The 20,756-nt window shown below is 67.5% G+C and carries 23 protein-coding genes; 8 read left to right on the top strand and 15 right to left on the bottom strand.

The window, feature by feature from the left end:
- Positions 1-355 precede the first annotated feature (355 nt).
- Positions 356-805, top strand: a complete 450-nt coding sequence (locus tag F572_RS0109640) for a YaiI/YqxD family protein (RefSeq protein ID WP_017941231.1) — start codon at positions 356-358, stop codon at positions 803-805.
- Between the two features lie 93 nt (positions 806-898).
- On the opposite strand, the gene F572_RS15690 is transcribed toward F572_RS0109640, so the two are convergent.
- The 4 genes from F572_RS15690 to F572_RS0109620 all read right to left on the bottom strand — a co-directional run bounded on the left by F572_RS15690 (position 899) and on the right by F572_RS0109620 (position 5,247).
- Positions 899-1,102 carry a hypothetical protein gene (locus tag F572_RS15690; protein ID WP_155983865.1) on the bottom strand — a complete coding sequence of 68 codons (204 nt, stop codon included), beginning with the start codon at positions 1,100-1,102 and terminating at the stop codon, positions 899-901.
- A 197-nt stretch (positions 1,103-1,299) separates the two neighbouring features.
- A complete protein-coding gene (locus F572_RS16030) occupies positions 1,300-1,698 on the bottom strand; it encodes a prepilin-type N-terminal cleavage/methylation domain-containing protein (protein ID WP_017941233.1) in 399 nt (132 codons plus the stop codon).
- Between the two features lie 132 nt (positions 1,699-1,830).
- Positions 1,831-3,066, bottom strand: a complete 1,236-nt coding sequence (locus F572_RS0109625; protein WP_017941234.1) for a type II secretion system F family protein — start codon at positions 3,064-3,066, stop codon at positions 1,831-1,833.
- A 9-nt stretch (positions 3,067-3,075) separates the two neighbouring features.
- Positions 3,076-5,247, bottom strand: a complete 2,172-nt coding sequence (locus F572_RS0109620; RefSeq protein ID WP_017941235.1) for a GspE/PulE family protein — start codon at positions 5,245-5,247, stop codon at positions 3,076-3,078.
- A 252-nt stretch (positions 5,248-5,499) separates the two neighbouring features.
- Between F572_RS0109620 and F572_RS0109615 the strand changes: the two genes are divergently transcribed.
- The 4 genes from F572_RS0109615 to F572_RS0109600 are packed head-to-tail and all read left to right on the top strand — an operon-like array spanning position 5,500 to position 7,632.
- A complete protein-coding gene (locus tag F572_RS0109615; RefSeq protein WP_017941236.1) occupies positions 5,500-5,961 on the top strand; it encodes a prepilin-type N-terminal cleavage/methylation domain-containing protein in 462 nt (153 codons plus the stop codon).
- On the top strand, positions 5,962-6,426 hold the full coding sequence (locus F572_RS0109610) for a prepilin-type N-terminal cleavage/methylation domain-containing protein (RefSeq protein ID WP_017941237.1): 465 nt from the start codon (positions 5,962-5,964) through the stop codon (positions 6,424-6,426). It abuts the gene before it with no gap.
- Positions 6,423-6,845, top strand: coding sequence for a prepilin-type N-terminal cleavage/methylation domain-containing protein (locus F572_RS0109605; protein WP_017941238.1), 423 nt, complete (start codon positions 6,423-6,425; stop codon positions 6,843-6,845). Before F572_RS0109610 ends, F572_RS0109605 begins: the two co-directional genes overlap by 4 nt.
- On the top strand, positions 6,805-7,632 hold the full coding sequence (locus F572_RS0109600; protein WP_231291098.1) for a hypothetical protein: 828 nt from the start codon (positions 6,805-6,807) through the stop codon (positions 7,630-7,632). The genes F572_RS0109605 and F572_RS0109600 overlap by 41 nt, the downstream gene beginning before the upstream one ends.
- A gap of 209 nt (positions 7,633-7,841) precedes the next feature.
- Here F572_RS0109600 and F572_RS15685 read toward each other — a convergent pair whose 3' ends face one another.
- The 7 genes from F572_RS15685 to pilM are packed head-to-tail and all read right to left on the bottom strand — an operon-like array spanning position 7,842 to position 14,104.
- Positions 7,842-9,017 (bottom strand): lipopolysaccharide assembly protein LapB, encoded by a 1,176-nt coding sequence (locus F572_RS15685; protein ID WP_231291099.1) that lies wholly within the window; start codon positions 9,015-9,017, stop codon positions 7,842-7,844.
- The gene (locus F572_RS0109585) at positions 9,014-9,928 is read right to left on the bottom strand and encodes an ExeA family protein (protein ID WP_017941242.1); all 915 of its coding nucleotides are present in this window, start codon (positions 9,926-9,928) and stop codon (positions 9,014-9,016) included. The genes F572_RS15685 and F572_RS0109585 overlap by 4 nt, the downstream gene beginning before the upstream one ends.
- A 15-nt stretch (positions 9,929-9,943) precedes the next feature.
- Positions 9,944-11,656 carry a secretin N-terminal domain-containing protein gene (locus F572_RS0109580; protein ID WP_017941243.1) on the bottom strand — a complete coding sequence of 571 codons (1,713 nt, stop codon included), beginning with the start codon at positions 11,654-11,656 and terminating at the stop codon, positions 9,944-9,946.
- Entirely contained in the window at positions 11,656-11,997 is a 342-nt protein-coding gene (locus F572_RS0109575; RefSeq protein ID WP_017941244.1) for a hypothetical protein, read from the bottom strand. The genes F572_RS0109580 and F572_RS0109575 overlap by 1 nt, the downstream gene beginning before the upstream one ends.
- The gene (gene gspM / locus F572_RS0109570) at positions 11,994-12,638 is read right to left on the bottom strand and encodes a type II secretion system protein GspM (protein WP_017941245.1); all 645 of its coding nucleotides are present in this window, start codon (positions 12,636-12,638) and stop codon (positions 11,994-11,996) included. The genes F572_RS0109575 and gspM overlap by 4 nt, the downstream gene beginning before the upstream one ends.
- Complete coding sequence (locus F572_RS0109565; RefSeq protein WP_017941246.1) at positions 12,635-13,234, bottom strand: hypothetical protein; 600 nt, start codon at positions 13,232-13,234, stop codon at positions 12,635-12,637. The genes gspM and F572_RS0109565 overlap by 4 nt, the downstream gene beginning before the upstream one ends.
- Positions 13,235-14,104: a type IV pilus biogenesis protein PilM gene (gene pilM, locus F572_RS0109560; RefSeq protein WP_017941247.1), complete on the bottom strand. Its 870-nt coding sequence runs from the start codon at positions 14,102-14,104 to the stop codon at positions 13,235-13,237.
- A 323-nt stretch (positions 14,105-14,427) separates the two neighbouring features.
- Between pilM and F572_RS0109555 the strand changes: the two genes are divergently transcribed.
- The 3 genes from F572_RS0109555 to F572_RS0109545 all read left to right on the top strand — a co-directional run bounded on the left by F572_RS0109555 (position 14,428) and on the right by F572_RS0109545 (position 17,360).
- On the top strand, positions 14,428-14,787 hold the full coding sequence (locus F572_RS0109555) for a hypothetical protein (RefSeq protein WP_017941248.1): 360 nt from the start codon (positions 14,428-14,430) through the stop codon (positions 14,785-14,787).
- 42 nt (positions 14,788-14,829) lie between these two features.
- The gene (locus F572_RS0109550; protein WP_017941249.1) at positions 14,830-15,156 is read left to right on the top strand and encodes a non-heme iron oxygenase ferredoxin subunit; all 327 of its coding nucleotides are present in this window, start codon (positions 14,830-14,832) and stop codon (positions 15,154-15,156) included.
- Between the two features lie 197 nt (positions 15,157-15,353).
- On the top strand, positions 15,354-17,360 hold the full coding sequence (locus F572_RS0109545) for a DUF1631 family protein (protein WP_026142939.1): 2,007 nt from the start codon (positions 15,354-15,356) through the stop codon (positions 17,358-17,360).
- Between the two features lie 390 nt (positions 17,361-17,750).
- On the opposite strand, the gene cysZ is transcribed toward F572_RS0109545, so the two are convergent.
- From cysZ to queF, 4 genes are all read right to left on the bottom strand, one after another.
- The gene (gene cysZ / locus F572_RS0109540; RefSeq protein ID WP_017941251.1) at positions 17,751-18,512 is read right to left on the bottom strand and encodes a sulfate transporter CysZ; all 762 of its coding nucleotides are present in this window, start codon (positions 18,510-18,512) and stop codon (positions 17,751-17,753) included.
- Between the two features lie 8 nt (positions 18,513-18,520).
- Positions 18,521-18,730 (bottom strand): DUF3185 family protein, encoded by a 210-nt coding sequence (locus F572_RS0109535; protein WP_017941252.1) that lies wholly within the window; start codon positions 18,728-18,730, stop codon positions 18,521-18,523.
- A gap of 251 nt (positions 18,731-18,981) precedes the next feature.
- The gene (locus F572_RS0109530) at positions 18,982-20,277 is read right to left on the bottom strand and encodes an FGGY-family carbohydrate kinase (RefSeq protein WP_017941253.1); all 1,296 of its coding nucleotides are present in this window, start codon (positions 20,275-20,277) and stop codon (positions 18,982-18,984) included.
- A gap of 15 nt (positions 20,278-20,292) precedes the next feature.
- Positions 20,293-20,715: a preQ(1) synthase gene (queF, locus tag F572_RS0109525; protein ID WP_017941254.1), complete on the bottom strand. Its 423-nt coding sequence runs from the start codon at positions 20,713-20,715 to the stop codon at positions 20,293-20,295.
- Positions 20,716-20,756 lie beyond the last annotated feature (41 nt).

Raw genomic sequence — 20,756 nt, 5'->3', positions numbered from 1 at the left:
CTCGGCCGCTTTTGCGCGCGGCGTTGCGGTTCCCTTGTGCAGAATGACTGCACGGCAGTCACCACGCCTTGTTCGCACGCAAAAGCGACTCGAGCGCGAGTGTGTGCATTGATCAGTGTTTCCCTAAATCACGATCAGCAGCCAGATCAGACCCAGAATGCCGGTGACTTCGATTCCCATGCGCAACTCCTTGCGGGGCTTGTCCCTGACGGGGTGCAAGCATATTGGTGGATGTCTTCCCAGCCGATAGCATGTGTTCCCCCTTGGCGCCAATCCGGAGCGCCCCGGAATGTGCCCGGCGCCGCAAACGACTACCCTGCACCCGGCTACTGGATACCTCTCGGGAAGGAGACACATGAAGATCTGGGTCGACGCGGACGCGTGTCCCGCAGTCATCAAGGAGATCCTGTTTCGCGCCGCGAAACGGACGGGTACGCCCATGACCCTGGTGGCGAATCAGCCGATGCGTACCCCGCCGTCGAAGCTCATCGACTCGATCCAGGTGGGCGCCGGCTTCGACGTGGCCGACAACGAGATCGTCCGGCGTCTCGCCGCCGGGGATCTGGTGATCACCGCCGACATCCCGCTGGCCGCGGAGGTGATCGAGAAGGGTGGTCAGGCGCTGAACCCGCGCGGGGAGCTCTACACCCGCGACAACATCCGCGAACGCCTCAGCATGCGTGATTTCATGGACACCCTGCGCTCCAGCGGGGTCGAGACCGGCGGCCCCGCGGCGCTGGGTCCGCGCGACCGGCAGGCCTTCGGTAATGCCCTGGACCGATGGCTCGCGCAGAACGCGAAGTAGCCTGCGCCCGGCGGACTGCCACGTACATCGAGGCACGTCGACCCGGAGGATGATTGGCGATCCGCTGCGGGTGCCCGGATCAGGGCGGATGGCTCAAATCCGCAGCTGGCGGATCAGTTGCAGGGTTTCGGTGGTCAGTCGCAGGAGTTCCGCGTCGGCCAGGCTGCACGTCCTGGAGCGGTCGATCCGGTACTCCGAGCGGCGGGAGACGTCACTGGACTTGGAGGAGGCCCCGGCATGCGGCAGGGAAACCTGCAACAGGTCCGCAGCCTCAGGGAAGTGGCGGTTCGTTCGCACAGGCAATCCACCATCGCGTCGGGGTGATTGGATGACTCATCCCGGTTAACGGCAAAGGTCGGGAAACCTTGAAATGTGGGGATGCCCGGCAGGCAAACGGCAAGGTGCCCCCTTGATGACCTCAACGCGAAGAAGCCGGCTTTAGCCGGCTTCTTCAGGGGCATATAGCCCGATAGCGAACAGATGTGCGTAGAACGCTAGTTGCTGGTGCCAGTCAGCTGGAACGTCGTGGTTTCGCCAGTATTGTCGGCGGTCAGGGTGCAAGCCTCGGTTTCCCCATCAGCAATCGTGGTAGCGGTGATGGAGTACCGAGTAGTGTCAAAGTTGTCGACAAGATTGGGCGCATCGCTGCAGTCACCCACTGCAATGCATTCAGTCTTGTTCAGGCGGCAGGCCGCGACGTTAATGGTGTTGGCTGAGGTAAGGTTAGACGCTTGGCTTTCCAGCGCGGCTTCTTCGGCATCGCTGGAGAAATCGATGAAGCGCGGGGCGGCGACGGCGGCGAGGACGCCGATGATGATCAGGACGATGACCAGTTCGATCAGCGTAAAGCCGCGGCTGCGGCGGGCCTGCAGGAAGTCGGTCTTGGGCTGCATGTTGGATTCTCCCCTTGGTGGTCAGGAACTGCTTGTTGTATGTGACTCAATTCACTGTTTGCGCGAGTCTAGCATGAGCCAAGCTGCGCGCGTCCAGCCGAGGCCTGCAGGTGTCGCCTGGCGTTTTGCGGCTCACAGGGCCGCAGCGCCGAGATCCCACATGGGGAGGAACACGCCCAGGGCGAGGATCAGCACCATGGCCCCGATGATGCCGATCAGGATCGGCTCGATGGAGCTGGATAGCGTCTTCAGTTCGTAGTCCACCTCCTGCTCGTAGAAGCGGGCGACTTCTTCCATCATGTCGTCGACCTGTCCGGTCTCTTCGCCCACCGCGATCATCTGCAGCACCAGCGGTGTGAACATGCCGGTCCCGGCGGCGGCGCCGATCAGGGATTCGCCGCGTTCCAGATTGGCGCGCATCTCGTCCACGCGGTTTTCCACCCAGGCGTTGTCCACCGCGCGGCCAATGGCCTCCAGCCCGTCGAGCACCGGGATGCCGGAGCGCGAGGCCATGGTCATGGCGCGGGAGAACCGGGCGAGCAGGGCGCGTTCGATGATGGAGCCGACAATCGGGAGCCGGAGTTTGGCTTGATCCCACCACAGGCGCCCGGGCCGCGTGCGGATCCAGCGCAGGAATCCGAGCGCGATCGCGACCGTGATCCCGAGCATCCACGGCCAGTACGCAACGGTAAAATCAGAGGTGCCCATCAGGATGCGCGTGGGCAGGGGCAGCTCGGCGCCAAAGCGCTCGAACATGCCGGCAAAGGCGGGGATGACGACCACGTTGATGATGACGAAGGCCGCCGCGATCGCAACCAGCACGAAGATCGGGTAGCGCACGGCCTGCTTGATCTGCTGGCGTGTCTCGCGCTCGCGTTCGAGGTAGAACGCCAGTTGCTGAAAGGTTTCTTCCAGGCGCCCCGTGCTCTCGCCCATGCGCACCATGTTGACCAGCAGGGGCGGGAAGATCTTCGGTTCCTCGCGCATCGCGGCCCACAACTCGCGCCCCGCCTCCAGGGCATCGGCCATGCGGCCGACGGCGTCCGAGAGCCGGGCGTTGTGCGTGGTCTCGGCGACACCGCGCAGGCCCCGCACAATGGGGACACCGGCGCGGGTCAGGCTGTGCATCTGGCGGACGAACAGCTCCAGGTCGTCCAGGCGTGGACGGCCCGTGGCCTTGCGTTTGCGGGCGCGCGTGCCTCCCGCGCCGGAGGAGGTGGTCGATGAATCACTGGCCGGGCGGATCTCCAGCGGGGTGGCACCGTCGCCCATCAGGCGGCGGGCGACCCCGGCCGGCGAGTCCGCCTCCAGTTGCCCCTGCTGGATGCTGCCGGCGGAGGAACGCGCGCGATAGTGGAACAGGGCCATGGTGGGCGCCTACCGCCCCCCGTCCGGGGGCAGGAGCTCGAGGTCACCGTCCTCTGGCGGGGTTGAGTCTTGCGCGGAGGGCGGGGTGGAGGGGGACGAGGGTTCCGGATCCGCACTGCCGTCGAGGGCGTCGTCCGGGAAAGCCGGAAGGTCGGAGAAGTCCGGTTCCAGCGGGGCGGCCGGCGGGTCTTCCTCGTCCTCCAGACGCGCGGACTCGCCGGCGATCCGGAGGACCTCCTCCAGGGGGATCAGGCCCTGACGGGCATAATCGAGGGCCACCTGACCGAGAGTGCGAAAGCCGGGGGACCGATGGGCGGCCTCGCTGAACCCCTGATGGTCATTGATCCGCAGCGCGGCGGCCATGTCGCCATCCAGCTCCAGCAGTTCGTAGATGCCGATGCGACCGGAGACGCCGGTGTTGTTGCAGCGGTTGCAGCCGGTTCCGTGGCGCCAGTTGGCCGTGGAGTCGGGGTCGTCGTCGATGGCGGCGAGCGCGGCCAGCTCGCGAGGGTCGGGGGTGGCCGGCTCGGCGCAGTCGGGGCAGACGCGGCGGGCCAGGCGCTGCGCCAGCACGCCCACGATCGAGGGCGCCAGCAGGTAGCCTTCCACGCCCATGTCGAGCAGCCGGATGGGCGTGGAGACGGCGTCGTTCGTGTGCAGGGTCGACAAGACCAGGTGGCCGGTCAGCGCGGCGCGTACGCCGATCTCGGCGGTCTCGCGGTCGCGCATCTCGCCGACCAGGACGACGTCCGGGTCCTGGCGCAGGGCGGTGCGCAGTACCCGCGGGAAATCCAGACCGATGCGGCTGTTCACCTGCACCTGGCAGACCCGCTGAATGCGGTATTCCACCGGGTCTTCCACGGTGATGATCTTCTTGCCGGAATCGTTGATGGCGCGCAGGGCGGAATAGAGCGTGGTCGTCTTGCCCGAGCCGGTCGGCCCGGTGACGAGGATGACCCCGTGCGGATGCCGCAGCAGGCGGTCGAACGGCTCGCGCACATGCGGTGGCATGCCCAGCTTGTCCAGATCGAGGATGCCGGTGCTCTGGTCGAGCAGGCGCATGACGACCGATTCGCCGGACTGCAGCGGCAGGGTGGACACGCGGACGTCGATCGAACGGTCGCGCACCCGGATATTAAAGCGCCCGTCCTGCGGGAGACGCCGCTCGGAGATGTTCAGGCCCGCCATGATCTTCAGCCGCGACACCAGCGCGTTGGCGATCTGGCGTTCCTTGAACTCCTGTTCGTGCAGGACGCCATCGATGCGCTGGCGCACGCGCAGCACGTTCTCGTCGGGCTCGATGTGGATATCCGAGGCACCGGTCTGGATGGCGTCCTCGAACAGGGTCTGCAGCAGGCGCACCACCGGCGCATCGACCTTCATCTCGGCCTCGACCAGCTGGTCGAGGTCGTAGTCGCTGCGCGAGATCTCCTCCGACAGCTCCTCGGCCACCCGCGAGATCGCCTCGGTGTGGCGGTACACGCGATCCAGGGTGGCCAGCAGGTCTTCTTCGGCGACGACCGCGATCTGCGGGCGCTGGCCGAGACTGCGGGCAATCTCGTCCTGCGCGAAGATGTCGGTGGGATCGGCCATCGCGACGAGGATGCCGTCGCGCCCCTCGGACAGGGGCAGGGCCCGGAAACGCCGTGCCAGCGTCTCGGGTAGCTGCTTGGCCACGTTGGGATCGAACTGGTAGCGGCGCAGATCCACCTGCGGGATCTGCAGTTGGTCGGCCAGCACGTCGAGAATCTGTGCCTGACTCACCAGCCCCATGTCGATCAGGACCTGTCCCAGCTTGCGCGAGCTGCCCTTCTGGCGCTTGAGGGCCTCTTCAAGTTCGGTCTCGGTGATGTGGCCGTAGTCAATCAGCAGGTCGCCGATACGGATGCGCCGGACCTGTTCCTGCAAGGCCGTGGCGATGTCTTCCTGGGTGCAAAGCCCCAGATCGGTCAGCACGCGGCCCAGCTTGCGCCCCGAGCTTTCCTGCTCCGCCAGCGCCTGTTGCAGCTGGTCGTCCGTGATGATGCCGGTCTCGACCAGGGTTTCCCCCAACGAACGGCTTCGGCGTGCCGCCGTGGGCGCACGGTTGCCTGCGTTCTTCTCCTCGGCCGGGGCGGGTGTCTGTTCACCAGCGGGACGGTCCTGATCCTGATCGGTTTCCGGCTTGCGGAAAAAGCGCATGCGACTTCCTCGTATAGCCGGTCGTCCTGGCATGACGGCGGCGAATCCGTGACAGGTTGCCCAAACCCGCTCGCAGGGACAACCCAGTCCCGCGGGCTGGAACGGTCGTTGGCGGGCTCCACGCGTGGAGGCTGGGCATCGGGGCCAATCGCTCACGGTTGGATTCCCGGGATTCGGCCTGCCGTGCGCCAGAAGCGTCGGCGTGGTGCGGGACTGTTATATTCGGGGTGTTTCGTTTGTATGGGAGTTTCTATGCCGCTCCGTCAGCCGCCCACCCCGGTCGCCGGATTCACGCTGTTCGAGCTGGTGCTCGTGCTGCTGATCCTGGGCGTGCTGGCGGTAGTCGCCGTTCCGCGGCTTCCGGCGGGCCTGCTGGGCTCCGCGCCGGATCTGCAGGCAGCGCAGGACCAGCTGGCGGGCGATCTGCGGCAGGGGCGCACAGGGGCCATGGTTTGCGGCCACAACAAGTCCGTGGAGGTCGAGATTACAAATGGATGGACCGTCGACGGTGCCCGCAACTGCCTTTCCACCCCTCTCGAGGGACCGCGGAACCTCAGTGGGGTGACGGTTTCCGGTGAGGGCTTTTTCTTTCGCTATCCGTTCGGCCACCTGGAGCCTGAAAATGACGTGCGCCTGACCCTCGCCGGCGGCGGAGAATCCCGGGAGGTGTGCGTTCGGGGGCTCACCGGCGCGGTGGAACGAGGGGGCTGCTGAATGGATGTCCACCGTCTGCGCAACCCCGGGCTTTCTGCCGATCGCGTCCGTGGTCTGACCCTGATCGAGCTTGTCGTCGCCCTGGTGATTATCGCCGTGGCCATGGTCGGGCTCGCCGGGACCTTCGCCCTGTTGACCGGCCTGGTGGCTACCGAGGACGCGGAGACCTTCGCGCGCGAGGGGCGTGGCTGTGGCGAGGCCCTGCTGGCCGTGCATGAGGGTCCCGGGTTGGAGCTCGAGACGCAATGCGGAGTCGGCGATGACCCGCGCGACTGGGTCGAGGATGGTAATGCCGCCGACGTGCTCGCCGGGGCCTGTAGCGATGGCGTTGACCTGGAGGTTTCCTGCCGGTTAATGCCGGCGGCCGCGGTCGCGGAGGACAATCCTATAAGCCAGGTCGAGATCCGCCGTTCCGGTGGCGGGATGCCGGTGTTCATCCTGCAGTTCCCGCGCGAGGCCGAATGATGCGGCGCCGGGGATTCACACTGCTCGAACTGGTGCTGGTGCTGATCATCCTCGGGGTGATCGGCGTGGCCGCTGCGCGTTTCCTTGGCGGGGCGGTGGAGACGATCTTCGTTACGCGCGAGCTGACCGATACGCAGATGGAGGCCGGAGCGGCCATTGACCGCATGGCGCGCGACATTCGCGTTGCGCAGAACGTGGATAGCTGCGCGGCCGGGTCGCTGTCACTCAATGATGGCGACCTCGACTACGCGGTTACCGGGGGGCGGCTGCAACTGAACGGTGTGCTGCTGGCGGGAACCCGCGAGGACGCGGTGACCTCGTTCGAATGTAAAGAGACCGATGTCGCCCGTCTCTACGCGCTGGAACTGGAGACCGAGAGTGGATACGGGGTATCAACTTATGCTTACCACCGACGCTGAAACCACACGGATGGTACCTCGCGGTCAGCGCGGCAGCCTGTTGCTGGTGGCCCTGTTGCTTGTGGTGCTGGTGGCCGCGATCGCCGTTGGAGCGGCGTCGCTGGTGGGTTCGGGTGCGGCCACCAGCACCGACCGTGTGCTGGGGGAAAAGGCCCTGTTCGCGGCCCAGAGCGGTATCCTGCGCATGGGGCGGAACGGGACACTTGCATGCAACGGCGACAGCCATGCGGTGGGTGACGGCGCCGGGTTTCATTGCACCCCCCCACCCGTCGCGGCATGCGGCAACCACGATGCCTTCTCGCTGGTGCGTGGTTGGAGTGGTGCCGATAGTGAGGATGATGCGCCTGCGGTTCATCACATCTGCGCCAACCTGGATGCCATCGGGGGAGCGGGACCGCCGCCCGAATGTGACGAGCCCGATTCGGACTGGACCTGCGCCTTTGATGACGATGATATCGCACCCGGCGGCGGGCCGGGCTCCGACTTCGACAACCTCTACGTGGCGGAAGACGTGACCATTCAGGGAGGGGGCAACCGAACCGTGGAAGGGGATGCTTGCTTTGCGGACGGGGCTGAAGTCAACGGCGCGCTGACCTTCCAGGGCAACGTGTACTGGGAGACCGAGGAGAACACCAGCGGGGCCTCCAGCGACTATGAAGCCTGCGTGTATGTTGCGGCCGAACTCGATGCAGATCTGAGTGGGGATACCACAGGTTGTGATCAAACCATCGATGCCTGGTGCCCACATGGTGGCGACGGCAGCTCTGGTTGGGGCTACTCCGAGTGAGTTTCCCCGGCCGGGTGTGGAGAGCCAAATGGCCGGTGTGCGGTGACCGGGGCCGCCCCAACCTGTAGGGGGTAGGGCTGTTCCTTTCTGGCTACGTCGATCACCACCTGGCGCCGCCTGCACTCGCGCAGGATCACATCGCTCTGCCGCTGGCATGCGGTGTGACGGATGCGGCCGCGGTGTCCAATGACGACACATTCCAGACGCGACTAGCGGCGGTGGCCCGCGAGCGTTTCCCAGCGGGCTTCGGCGTGGCGGCGGGAGGCAGGGCCCAGATCGCCGGCGTCCAGGGACCGGCGGTAGGCGTTCCGGGCCTGGGCGGGCTCGCCAACATGCTCGAGGGAGTGGGCCAGGCCCAGCCAGTGGCGGCCTTCGCCCGACTGGGTGGCCAGAGCTCGATAGTGGCGCGCGGCCTCGCCGTGGTCCCCGATGCGCTGCTGGGCCTGGGCCAGTAAGGCTCGCGCGCGGGCGTCCAGTTGGTCCGGCGCCAGCCGGGAGAGAGTGTCGCGCGCGGCCTGCGGGTCACCACTTTCCAGGTGGGCCAGCGCCAGGGTGATGGCATAGGGCAGATCTTCTTGATGGGTCGCAGGACCCTCGCCAAGGACGTGAGCGGCGGCCGCCGGGCGGTCCAGCCGGCGCAGCGCCCGGGCAATTCCGAGACGGGCCTCTGCATGGCCCGGTTCCGCCTGCAGGTGTTCCTCGAACGCACCGATGGAGGCTCGCCATTGTCCGGACGCCTGCAGGCGGTGGCCGCGCTCGATCGGCGTCTCGCTCCGGGCTTCTGGGCTCGCAACTTCAACTCCCGGTTCGGGCGCGACGGGCTCCTCATCCGGGGCTGGATCATCCGGTTGTTTGGGCGCCTCTGGCGGGGCCCCGGACTCGCGCGTGTCCTCCGTCACGGCGCCGGCTGTCTGCGCTGGTTCTTCGCGGGGCGACTCCGGTTCCCTTTCGGCATTCGCCTGGGGGGGCTCCGTAGCCTTCTCGGGGATATCGGGTGCGCTTTCGGTCCGTTCGGCGAGGGCATCCCCTTCAGCCTGCGATCCAGAGGGAGCGCTCTCGGCGGAGGATGCCGCGACCCCGGTTTCCGCGGGAAGAGGCATGATCGCCGGCGGTGCCTTTGATGCGGCCTCTTCCGCGACAAGGGGCTGTGGCGTTGCGTGCGCTGTGGCCGCCTCCGGGGGTGGGGCGGAGGCGGGCCCCAGCCAATGCTGGAAGGCGAACGCCACGAGCACGGCGACCGCGACGCCCGCGCCAGCGGGAGCGAGGAAAAGGATCCAGCGGGGCCGGGACCGGGCAGGCGTGCCCGCGGTCACGGTGTTCGCGGGATCGGGTCGCCGGCCGGTGCGTTCTTCGAGACGGCGCAGGGTGTCGTTCAGCAGGCTCATGCGAGCAGCCCCGAGTACCACAGCCCCGCGCCAGCGGCCGAACCGGCGATGGCGGCGGCCAGCCAGGGCAGGGCACGGGCGTCCCTGCGTGCCTCTTCGGTATCGCGCGCGGCACGGGCGACGTGGGCCCGGCGCGCCTGGCCGTCACCGCGGCCGAAGGCGTCGAGAAGGGCCTTGTGGGCGAGGATGTTGAGCAGACGAGGCACGCCGCCGCTGTGCCGAGCCAGCCGCCGTGCGGCGGTTTCAGTAAACAGGTCGCCGGCATGGCGCCCGGCCACGATCTGGCGAAACCGCAGGTAGTCGACCACCTCGTGGACAGCCAGCGGACGCAGGGTGCAGGCGTGCGTGATCCGCGAGCGGATCTGGCGCAGGTGGTGGGCGGCCAGGCGCTCATCGAGTTCCGGCTGCCCCAGCAGGACCAGTTGCAGCAGGCGTTCGGAGGCACTTTCCAGATTAGTCAGCAGGCGCACGGTTTCGACGGTCTCGTCCGGCATGGTCTGGGCTTCGTCGAGCAGGAGCACGACACGTGCCCCGGCCGCGGCGCGCTCCAGCAGCCGGTCCTGGATCCTGGACATCAGGTGGTCGGCGCCGGGTGAGCCCTCGGGGGTCTCGATGGCCAGCTCGCGGGCGATGGCGCTCAGGAGTTCGTTGGGCGGCAGCCGCGGGTTGGGGATGTAGGCCGTTTCAAAGGGCGCTTCGAGGCGGTTGAGGAGTTCGCGGCAGACGAGGGTCTTGCCCAGCCCGACCTGACCGGTGATCTTCAGAAAGGCGTCGCCCGAGTCCAGCCCCAGGCAGGCCGTGTTGAGTGCCTCGCGCATGCTTTCGCCCAGGTAGAGAAACCGGGTCGCCGGCGTCAGCCTGAACGGCGGTTCCTCGAGCCCGAAGTGCTCCAGATAGAGGTGGGCCGACATCGCTCGCGGTTCCGGCTACATCTCCAGGGTGCGGCGTTCGGGTTCCGGGTCGTCCTGCTGCCAGCCGCGCAGGCGCTGGCGGGTGCGGTCGATCTCGGCTTCCCAGGCCCGGCCATCGCTGTCGACCACCAGCGGGCGCAGCAGGATGACCAGCTCGCTCTTGCGCTGCTGGATGCTGCTGGATTGAAACAGGCGACCGAGTAACGGCACATCCCCGAGCAGGGGCGTGCTGGATGCGAGTTCTTCGGTCGTATCCTGCATCAACCCCCCGATCACGACGACCTGACCACTACGGGCCCGCACGACGCTGTCGGACTCGCGGATGGCCGAGGCGGCCAGCGGGAACGAGTATTCGTTCCCGTCGAACCGGAAGCTGGTGACGCGCTCGTTGATTTCGCTCACGCTCGGGCGTACGTGCAGGATCACCTCGCCGCCCTCGCTGATCTGCGGGGTCACATCCAGGGCCACGCCGTCGAAGATCGGTGTGAACGTCGGATCGGGCAGCAGCCGGTCGCGCGCCTGGTCGCCAATGCCCGACTCGGTGCGCAGCTGGAAATCGGTGATGTACGTGCGGTCGTTGCCGACCTTGATGACCGCCTTCTGGTTGTTCACGGTCGAGACGCGCGGACTGGAGAGCACCGTCAGGTCGCCCTGGGTCTCCAGCAGTTCCAGGAACGTGGCAAAGCTGTTGCGGGCGTAGGTGGCGGTGAAAACTCCACCCAGCGCCTCGAACTGGCTGCCGTCCACGATCCCGGGGGGCTGCTGACGCAGGCTCCCGCTGTCTCCCGCGGACGGGGTCCGCTGCGAATCCCGCTCCAGGCGACCGGGACTGGACTGACCGATAATCAGGTCGCTGCCGGCGATCTGGGCCAGGTAGGACCAGTTGATCCCGGCCTCGAATCCGCTGCCGAGGGTAACCTCCAGGACCTTGGCCTCGAGGATGACCTGACGCTGCGCGGAATCCTGCACGGCCTGCAGGAACCCCGCGGCGTCATGCAGTTCATCCGGCATGGCGCGCACCGCGACCACGCCGGTGTTCGGATTCACGATGACGCGCCGCCCGTTATTGGCCTCGTCCTCGCCGCCGAGGACCAGCATCTCCAGCGACTGGCGCAAATCACCCCAGAAGGCGGATTCCGAACGCGTGCTGATGCGTGTGCCCGAGGTTTCCTGGCCGTCGTTGTCGTTGCCTCCACCGGCGAGTTGTCCGCCGCTGACCTGAAGGCCTGTGCGACCCTCGCGTTCCACGTTGAGGTAGTCGACAAAGAAGGTCCGGGTCTGCAGACCGGCCGGTCCCACCCGGAAGGTGTCAGCGCGGCGGTTGATCTGGTAGCCGTGGGTGTCCTCGACGATCTCGAGGATTTCGGGGATCGTCACGTTGGACAGGTTGAGGCTGACGGAGCCTTCGACATCCGGGTGCACGACGACACTGTAGGGCGAGTCCTCGACCAGGGTGTTGAAGAATTGCCGTGCCTGGGCGGCGTCCACGCGCAGGTCGAAAACCGGCTCGTCCCGCATGGGCCTCTCGGGTTCCGCCATCATCTCGCGCGCGACCTCGTCGGGCAGCTCGGGCGGCCGTGGCTCGGTTTCGGTCGGGAGGGGATCTTCCAGGGCCTCCAGGGCGCGGTCGCGCGCCTGGGAGCTTGGCTCGCCGGGTGTCGTGGCGCAGCCACCCAGCGCAAGCAGTGCGGCCAGAAGGGGAGGAAGGGGCGAGAGCCGAAGCTGCATTACGGGTGTCTCCTGATCTGCATGTCCGGACGCGAGCCGAGCGGCAGGGTCCAGGTTCGATCGTCCTGTTCGAGAGTGACGCCCCCGGCATCGATGTCCTGCACGTGCGCCCCGTTCAGGCGGTCGCCGACGCGTACCGTCTGGTCGCCGACGACGGCAAGGGCGGCGGACCCGTGCAAGCGTATCACCGAGACGCGGGCGGCTTCGCCCGGGGCTTCACCGGCGGCGGCCCCGGTCGCGGTCGCACGGGGCGGTTTTGTGGGGTCCTGCAGGGGCTCGGCGGCCGCGGCCGGTGCCGCCAGCACGCCAAGAAATGCCACGAGGCAAAGCGCTCGGATCATTCGTGCACCTCCAGGCCGCCCAGGTCCAGGGCATCGAGGGTCAGCTGAACGCGAGCGACCGGGTGTTCTTCTACCGCGAGCTCGAGTGTGCCCCATAGCCAGGTGACGGGGATCGCCTCCAGATGCTGGAGGTAGGCCAGTGTGTCGAGGAACGGGCCGGTCCATTCCAGTTCGATGCGGTGGCTCTCCAGTCGTGCCGGGCTGTCCGGTCCGGAGGCGAGGATTTCCGGGCTGCGGCGCACGAGGCGCTGTAACTGCAGGCCGTCGCGATTGGCCAGCAGCTGTCGCAACAGGGAGGCGGTTTCCTGCGGCGACAGCAGCTCGCGGGAGGTCAGGCGCAGCTCGGATTCGTGCCGGGCGACTTGTTCGCGGGCATCGGCCAGCCGCGCTTCCAGGGACGTGAGCGGATCCGTGGCCGTGGCAAACTGATGAATCTGGTCCTGCAACGCTTGGGTCTGTTCGCGTTGTTGCTGGATCTCGTCCTGCAGGCGTTCCTGTTCCTGCTCGACGGGTGTCACGGCGAATTGCAGGACCAGCAGAAAGGGCGTAATCAGCGCCACGGCGTACAGGAGTCGGCGTTCGCGCAGGGAGATCTGGCGCAGCCGAGCCTCCAGCGTTTGCATTTGGCCGCGCAGGGTCATGGCTGTTCCTCCGCGTTGCCGAACCGGTACTGGAAGACGATATGGCCATTGTCCGTCTGCGCTTCGAGCGCCGGCGCTTCACCCGCCATCCCGAAGCCGTCCCGCTGTAGCGAGCCGATATAATTCGGGAGTGCATCGGGCGTGAGCGAGCGCCCGGTGAGTTCCAGGACGGGTGTGCGCCCGTCGACCTGCATGGCCGTGATCCAGACGGACTCATGATGGGTGCGGGCCAGTGCCAGCAGGGGTTCCGTCATCGAGACCTGGCGCGCCCGGCTCAACCGGGTGTCGAGCAGCTCCCGTGCGGCCTCCAGTGTTGCGGCGCGGGCTTCGGCCTGTTCCACGCGGCGTTCCGCCCGTGCCACTTCCGGGGCGTCCCAGAGGCCCTGGAGCTGCTGGAGTTGCGAGGCCGTGCGGCTATGCTGGGTCTCGGCCGCGGTCAGGGCCTGCCGCGACTGCTCGCGATCGTGCGCGGCAGCCAGCCAGAACGCGAACCCGGCCAGGAACGAAGCCCCGACCGCCAGGGCCAGACGACCCCAGATGGGCACTTCCCGCCGAATATCCAGTTCCGGGCGGTAGAGATCGATGTGCTGCGCCATTCAGCTCCCCTCCAGGGTCGCGCCCAGCGCGAAGGCACAGCCGCGGCCACCCGGGCCGGCTTCCGACTGGAAGGTGGAGAGGGAAACCCACTGTGCCTCCATGCGCAGATTACTGCCCAGGTGCTGGACGGCGGCCGACTCGACCGGCTCGTCCCCCATCACCGCCAGCTGGCGGATGGGCGGGTGGGCGAAATGTCCGTCGAAGTAGTCCAGGGCACGCTGGATCTCCAGCAGGACACTGTCGAACGCGGTGCCGCTCTCGTCATTGAGCTGAACCTCGACGTGGCGGGTCACGAACAGGCGTTCGCCTCGCACCAGGACCACGGTCGCGCCGTCGGCCTGGGCGTAAAGCAGGGCCACCCCGCCTTTGGCCTGCGGCAGTCGGGCCGCGAGATTGCGCAGGCATAACTCCGGTATGCCCACTTGGTCGACCCGCAGCCCGGCCCGGCGTGCCATATGGATGGCATCGCGTACGGCGGCTTGCGGGGCGACGACGGCATAAACTAGACGCTTGCCGTCATGGCGATGGGTATCGCCCATCGGGCAGTAGTCGACCACGGCATCGCTGACATCGAAGTCCACCAGCTCCGCGACCTGCCAGCGGATGGCCTCGCACAGCTCCGCTTCCGGGACGTCGGGGGCCTCGGTGGGGAGCAGTCGGAAATCCCGGCGGTCGAGCACCAGGCGGGCAGGGCTGCGCCGAAGTCGGTGTTGCCGCACCAGGGGGGCGAGCTGTTCGGGATCGACATCGCATTCGCAGCCCGTCCAGCCTTGTCCCTGACCGCGCGCCAGGGACAGAACGCCGTCGTACCGGGCGATTCCGATCATCCCGGTAGTGCGCGTGCGCGAGCGTCCGAACGGCATCTGCATATTTGCTGAACTCCGGGGCAAGGCGCAGAAGCCGCAGCGCGGCTGCCGATCCTGATGCACCGGATGTTGTCTCCCTGGTCGGTCGCGGGCGCACTTTGCGCCGCGAGTGTGATCCCCGTCACCGGGCGCAGTGTAGTGAATCCGGGGGCACGAGGGATAGTGGGCGCGGCGGCTGCCTGTGATCGGTGGCCAGGCCTGTATTCGGCCGTGGGGGGGGCAGGATTCGCGCAGGCCGGCGGAACCAGCCTCGGTGCAGGGTGAAATGGAAGGGCAAGCGAAGGCTGTGGGTACAATTGCGGGTTTATCGGGAAATGAATCGGAGAATGGATGTGCGTGATGGCTTGAAAGCCCTTTTCTTGATCCCGTTGCTGGGCGTGCTGTCGGCCTGTGGGGGCGAGCGGGTTTCGCCGGTGACGCTGGAGCAGCTGGCGGTGTCGGCGCCCGCGTTCAATGGCGAGCTGGTGGAAACCGAGGGGGTCGTGAACCGTTTCGACGATCCCGAGCACTACTGGCTGGAGGATGACGCCATCAACCGCGTGGCGGTTACGCCGGGCTCGGCGGTGCGCGATCATCTGGGCGAGAACCTGCGCGTGGTGGGGCGCTTCTCCTATCACCCGGAAGAAGGGCGGCGGATCGAGATCGACCCTGCCGCGACAGCGGCTTTGGGCGCGTCCGTCCGCTGAGCGCAAGCCTTTTTTGAACCCTGATATGCCTTGGGAAGTGCAATGACGGAATGGATTGACGTGGCCCCGGTGGGGTCCATCGAGGATGGTGATCACCGTCTGGTGGAGACGGCCGATACCGAGGTGGCCATCTTTAACCTGGGAGGCGAGTACTTCGCGGTCGAAAACCTCTGTACCCACGAGGATGTGCCGATCGCCGACGGCGAGATCGATGCCGATGACTGCATTACCTGTCCGATGCACGACGCCCAGTTCTGCCTGCGCACGGGCGAGGTGATGGAGCCACCGGCGGAAGAACCCCTCACGCGCTTTCCGGTGCGCGTCGAGGGCGAGAGGGTCCAGGTCGGCGCGCAGCCGCTGGAGGACTGAGGCGGCGCGGTCTGTCCAGAAGCTGTCCCGGATGCTCCGCTTTTGCCACGGTTGTACACTGGGGCCTGACTCACGTTGGGCTCACGTGGGCGATTGCGCGGCAAGACGAGGGCGGCTCGGCGATGGCAGACAGGGAGCATACAGACAGGGAAGGCGTGGGTGCAGACCCGGCCGCCGTCTGGTCGGGGCTGTCCGGCTTGTCGGAGGCGCAGCGCCAGCAGTTGGCCCGCGGCATCGTGCCGCGGGTGGCGGATCATCTCGACCAGTGCCTGGAATCCATCGCCCGGGACTGGACCGCGGGCGGCAAGGATGCCGACAGCACGGAGTGGGCGAATCAGCTCCAGGGCTATCAGTTCGTCCTGCGTCGCCAGTTCGAGGAGGCCCTGGAGCGGGATTTTCTCGCCACGACCTATCCCCCGAAATACGATTTTTCCGGTTCGAGCTATGCGGGTGACAACTCCGGTCTGCAGATCCTGGACGATTACCAGTCCACCCGCCGCTCCCTGCGCCACAAGCTCGAAGGACTGATCCGCGAGCACAACCGCTATTCCTGGTACGTCTTCCTGCAGGCCGCGCGCGAGGATGCCCGTTTCGAGCACCCTGGCTGGGCGCCCTGGTCCCCGCTGAACTGGTACGAGCGGCTGATCGAGTCCGCCGAGACCCAGTTCGGTCGCACGGACATGACACTGGACCTGATGCGCGCCTATGTCCGCTGCCTCGGCCAGACGGGCGCGCCCACCCTGGCCTTCGTGATCGAGACCGTGGAGTCCTGCGGGCTGGTTCGCGAGCCGGTATCCGAGGCCCCGGATGGTGATCTCGCGCGTGCGGCGCCGCGCGCCAGTTGGGGGGCGGCCAGGGCTGAAGACCAGGACGATTCGGTCAAGGATCCGCCTTTGGAGGCCGACGGGGTGTCCGCGACCGTCGCCAGCGGGGAGGGTATGGGGGATCGGGCACCGATGCCCGGCGCGGACGCCGATCCGGAGGCCTGGCGGCAATGGGCGGCCACCTCGGGCTGGCTGCCCCCGAGTGGTGGTACGGGTGGCGGAACGGGTGGCGGTGCCGGCGGGGGTGCCACTCCGGGTCCGGGAGCCGGCGATGGTGCCGCCGGTACGACAGAACCGGCGCTGGAAGCCGTCATCGAGGGGGTGCTGGCCGGCGTATTCGCCGAGGTTTCGCGCCAGCTCGAGTGTAATGCCGAGTTCCGGGCAATCATGCTGAGGCTGCAACCGCTGCTCGCGCGCGTGGTTAGCCGCGACCTGGAATTCTTCCACGATCCGGAGCACCCGTTGCGCGAGTGGGTGGGCAGCCTGGTCAACACCGGCGTGCGCATCAGTCCCGAGAACGGTGCCGAGGATTCCGCGGTGGTGACCCGTTACCTCGACGCGATCCGCCAGAGCGTCGAGCGCCTTGAGAACGAGGTCGATGAGCTCGATCGCCTGGGGGCGCAGGCGCTGCGCGAGGACTGGGGTGCGGCCGTTGCGGCGGAACATGAACACTGGCAGGCGCAGGCGGACGAGCTCGCGGCGCCGATGTGCGAGAAGGAACGCGCGGCCCGAGCCCGGCGCACCCTGACCGTCTGCGTGCTGGAGACCGGTGCCGAGTTGCCGGAGCGCGCGGCCGAGCAGATTGCCGAGGCCTGGGAGGACCTCCTCGCCGTGGACGAGGCGGCCGTGCAGGTCCTGGATGCCGAGGTGCAGGAAGTGGTCCGGGCGATCTGCAATCGCGCCACGCCGCAGGAGGTCAATCCGCTGGTGCAGAAGATCGTTGCGACGGCTCGCGAGCATGGCGCCGACGATGCGCGGATCAAGGCAGTGGTCCAGCACCTCGGGCAGGCACACCTGCTCCGCATCCGCGCCTCTGCCAACGAGCCGCGTTTCGATCCGCAGGCCCGCATTCAGGCGCGGCGCGCGGTACGTCTGGAAGATGATGACCCCGATCTACTGACCGACCTCGATGATCCCTGGGTGTTCGATGCCAGCCGCATCCGCACGGGCGAATGGTTCGAGATGGTCGACAAGGCCAGCGGGCAGCTTCACCGCATGGGTCTCGTCTGGCGTGGCGAGGCCACGCGTGGGTACCTGTTCCTGTCGCTGGATCTGGCAGCGAGCCGCCGTCATTCCCTCCAGGGGGTGGCACAGGAACTGCGCGAGGGCCGCATGCGCCCGCTCCCCGACGACAACCCGCTGGACGCGCTACTGGCCTGATCCGGCAGTATCCGGCGCTGGCGAGGTCAAGGACCTTGGTCACCACGAAGCGCACGAAGGTACGAAGAAGGTCAAGGGCGATTCACAGGAAGGCTTGAAGGTTGGAAGGGGGTTGATGGGCTGGAGGGCCGGGGGCGCTGCAGGGTTTCGGTGCGCCGGCCTGCCTGCAGGAAAAAGGTTGACAATGAATACGGGCCAGCGTGCCGCTGGCGATTCGACGCCTGACACCCTCTCATCTTCGCGCCGCCTTGCCATGGAAGGCCTGAATCCGAGCTCGATGATTCCGGAAGAATCGACGTGGCCATCGTGATCCCTTCCAGCCTCCTTCCATGCTTCCTGTAACCGGCTTTTGAATTCCTCTGTGTCCTCCCCTCTGTGGTGAAACATGTTTCAGGCGGTGCCCCGGGGTTCGGGACGGGTTGAATCCTGGGGCAGGCGCACGCGGAGGTGGGTCGCGCCGATGACGGCGGCCGGGACCAGCAGCAGGTTCACCACTGGCACCATGGCCAGCAGCGTGGTGCCGGCCCCGAAGCCGAGCGTCTCCAGGCGGTGGGTGCGCAAGGTTCGGCGCACGTCGGCGAAGTCGAGGCCGTCGTTGGCCAGCGGGGCCTCCATGAACTCCACGGCCAGCACCCAGCTGCCGAAGACGAACCAGGCCAGGCCGGCCAGCAGGTTCAATCCGGGGATCACGGTAATCAGCAACACGGGAATGAACAGCAGGGCGTAGTAGCCCGTCTTGCGCAGGGCGGTCACGCTGGCGTGGCCCATCTCCCCGAGGAACGAACGGGCTGGCTGGCGGGGTTCGTGGCCGAGCCCGCACGCGGTTCGGTAGGCCAGCGGCCCCGAAAACGGGCTGGCGATAATGGCCGCGAGGGCGACCGCGGACACCCCGAAGGCCACGAGCAGCGCCAGGGCGAACAGGGGCCACAGCAGCCAGGCCAGCCAGTCCCATCCGCTGGGCAGCCACGCGGCCAGCAGCGCCTCGAAGCCGAACCCCGCCGCCATCGCCAGGCCGATCACGACCACGATGTTGATGATCAGGGGCCCGATCACCAGGCCGCGCAGGCCCGGTTCGAAGACTCGCGAAAGGCCTCGGAACGGCGCGAGGAATGCGAACAGCGGCGTGAGCCGAAGCGCACCGGCTGCTGGCACGGCTGTCCTCAGCGGCGCACCCCGAAGATCGCCAGCACCAGCCCGACGACGGCCATAATGCCGCCCGCGATCAGATACCAGCGCGTCTCTTCCGTATAGCGCCCCATGAACTCCCGATGCAGTTCCTCACCCAGGCTTTCGGTCGCGTTGTAGCCCATCACCAGCAGGATGATCCCGCCCACCAGCAGTGCAATGCCGAGAACTCGCGTCCAGTGCATGTCATGCCCCTTTGTTGCGGTGTTGTCTCCCGAATGTAGCACCGATCACCGTTTCAGGCCCCGCAGCCGGGCATGCGGTAGGAGCCGCCTTGGCGGCGAAGCCCCTGCCCGCGTCGGGTTCTGGAAAACCGGAGATCCGTGCTACAGGACTCGGTTCGCCGAACCCCTTCCATTCGGGGCTGCCTCCGGCTTTGGCGGGGGCTTCGCCGCCAAGGCGGCTCCTACAGGGGGCTTGTCGGCGGAGGCAAAGGTCAGTCCGCGGGGCCCGGGTCCAGGCCCACGCCGATGCGGGCGAGCCGGGCGGCGCCGCGGGCGGCGTCGTCGTCCTCGGCCTGGGTGACCGGTAGCGCCAGGACCCGGCTGCGGATGCGGGTCCAGACCGGGTTCCGGGCGCCGCCGCCGAGGGATACCACGCGTTCAATGCGTGGGGCACCCAGTTCGGCCAGGCGCTGATAGCCGTCGCGTTCGATGCGGGCAACCCCCTCGAACAGGCCCTGCAGAAACCGGGCATCGTCGTCGGGGCGAGGGGTAAGTCGGGGTTCCAGCTCGGGGTCGTTGACCGGGAAGCGCTCGCCGGGCCGGGGCAGGGGCAGGTAGTCCAGCCCGCTGTCGCTCTCCGGGTCGATCGCGTCGCTGAGGCGTTCCAGGGCCGCGTCGTCGAAGTGCTGGCGCAGCACGGCGCCGCCGCTGTTGGAGGCCCCGCCCACCAGCCAGCGCCCCAGCAGCCGGTGGCTGTAGATGCCGAGTTCCGGGGCATAGACCGGTTTCGGCGCGAGCTGCTTGAGCACCAGCGTCGAGCCCAGGCTGGTCACGCCCGTGGTGTCGTCGGTCACGCCGGAGGCGAGGAAACCGGCAATGCTGTCGGTGGTGCCGGCGACCACCCGGCAGGCCGGATTCAGGTGAAGGCTTTCCGCCATTTGCGGGTCCAGCGGGCCCAGCACGGTCCCGGCCGGGACCACCTCCGGCAGCAGGGCGGCGTCGGTCCCGAGCGTTTCCTGCAGCCAGTTCGGCCAGCCGCCCCACAGCGCGTCGTAGCCGAGCTTCAGGGCGTTGTTCTCGTCCATGTGATCGAAGCGGCCGCGCAGCCGCCCGGCAACCCAGTCCGCCTGGTGCAGGACGCGGCGCACGCCGGAGAGCCCCTCGTGGCGCCGCAGCCACAACAGCTTGGCGGCCGACGAGCTGGGGCTGTGCACGGCGGAGTCCGCCGGGGCGACCCCGGCCAGGACCGGCAGCATGTCGGTGGCGCGGGCATCGTTGTACATGAGCACCGGGTGGGTCGGGCGCCCGTCGGCATCCAGCCGTAGCAGGGTGGCCGAGGTGCCATCCACCGCAATGGCGGCGGGTTCGCCGTCGAGCTGCGTGGCGGCCTCGCGCAGCAGCTCGCGCACGAGGGACCACCAAAGTGCCGGGTTCTGTTCCGCCCGCTGTTCGTCGCCGCCCACCGAGGCCGGCAGCGCCCGCTGCGCGGCGTGGATGCGCACGCCTTCGGGGTCCAGCAGCACCAGGCGGATGCCGGAGGTGCCGAGATCAATGCCGATGGCGTGCATCGTGTTTCCCTGGGCTCAGCCGTTCATGTCCAGCGGGCTGCGCGTCGGCGCCGGCAGGTGCACCGGCTCCGGGGGCGTCCAGCCGGGCTTGCGATGTTCCGCGACCACCGTGGTATAGACCCCGCCGCGTACGTTGAAGTACGAGGTCAGGCGCATGTAGCGCGGATCGGTCGCGGCCACCAGATCGGCCAGGATGCGGTTGGTCACCGCCTCGTGAAAGGCGCCTTCGTCGCGGTAGGACCACATGTAGTTCTTCAGCGACTTCAGCTCCACGCACTTGTTGTCGGCAACATACTGGATATGAATCTCGGCAAAGTCCGGCTGCCCGGTGGCCGGGCACAGGCAGGTGAATTCCGGGACGCGGATGTAGATCGCGAAATCGTTCTCCGGCGCCGGGTTGTCGAAGGTCTCCAGGGTCTTGCTCGGCTGGCTGGGCATCTACGTCTCTCGTTGTCGAATGAATGGTCCCGCGCGTGACT

The sequence above is a fragment of the Thioalkalivibrio sp. ALE14 genome (assembly GCF_000376845.1).
Lineage (GTDB): Bacteria > Pseudomonadota > Gammaproteobacteria > Ectothiorhodospirales > Ectothiorhodospiraceae > Thioalkalivibrio.
The sequence above is the reverse complement of the archived record's forward strand: the minus strand, read 5'-3'. Positions and strand labels throughout refer to the sequence as shown.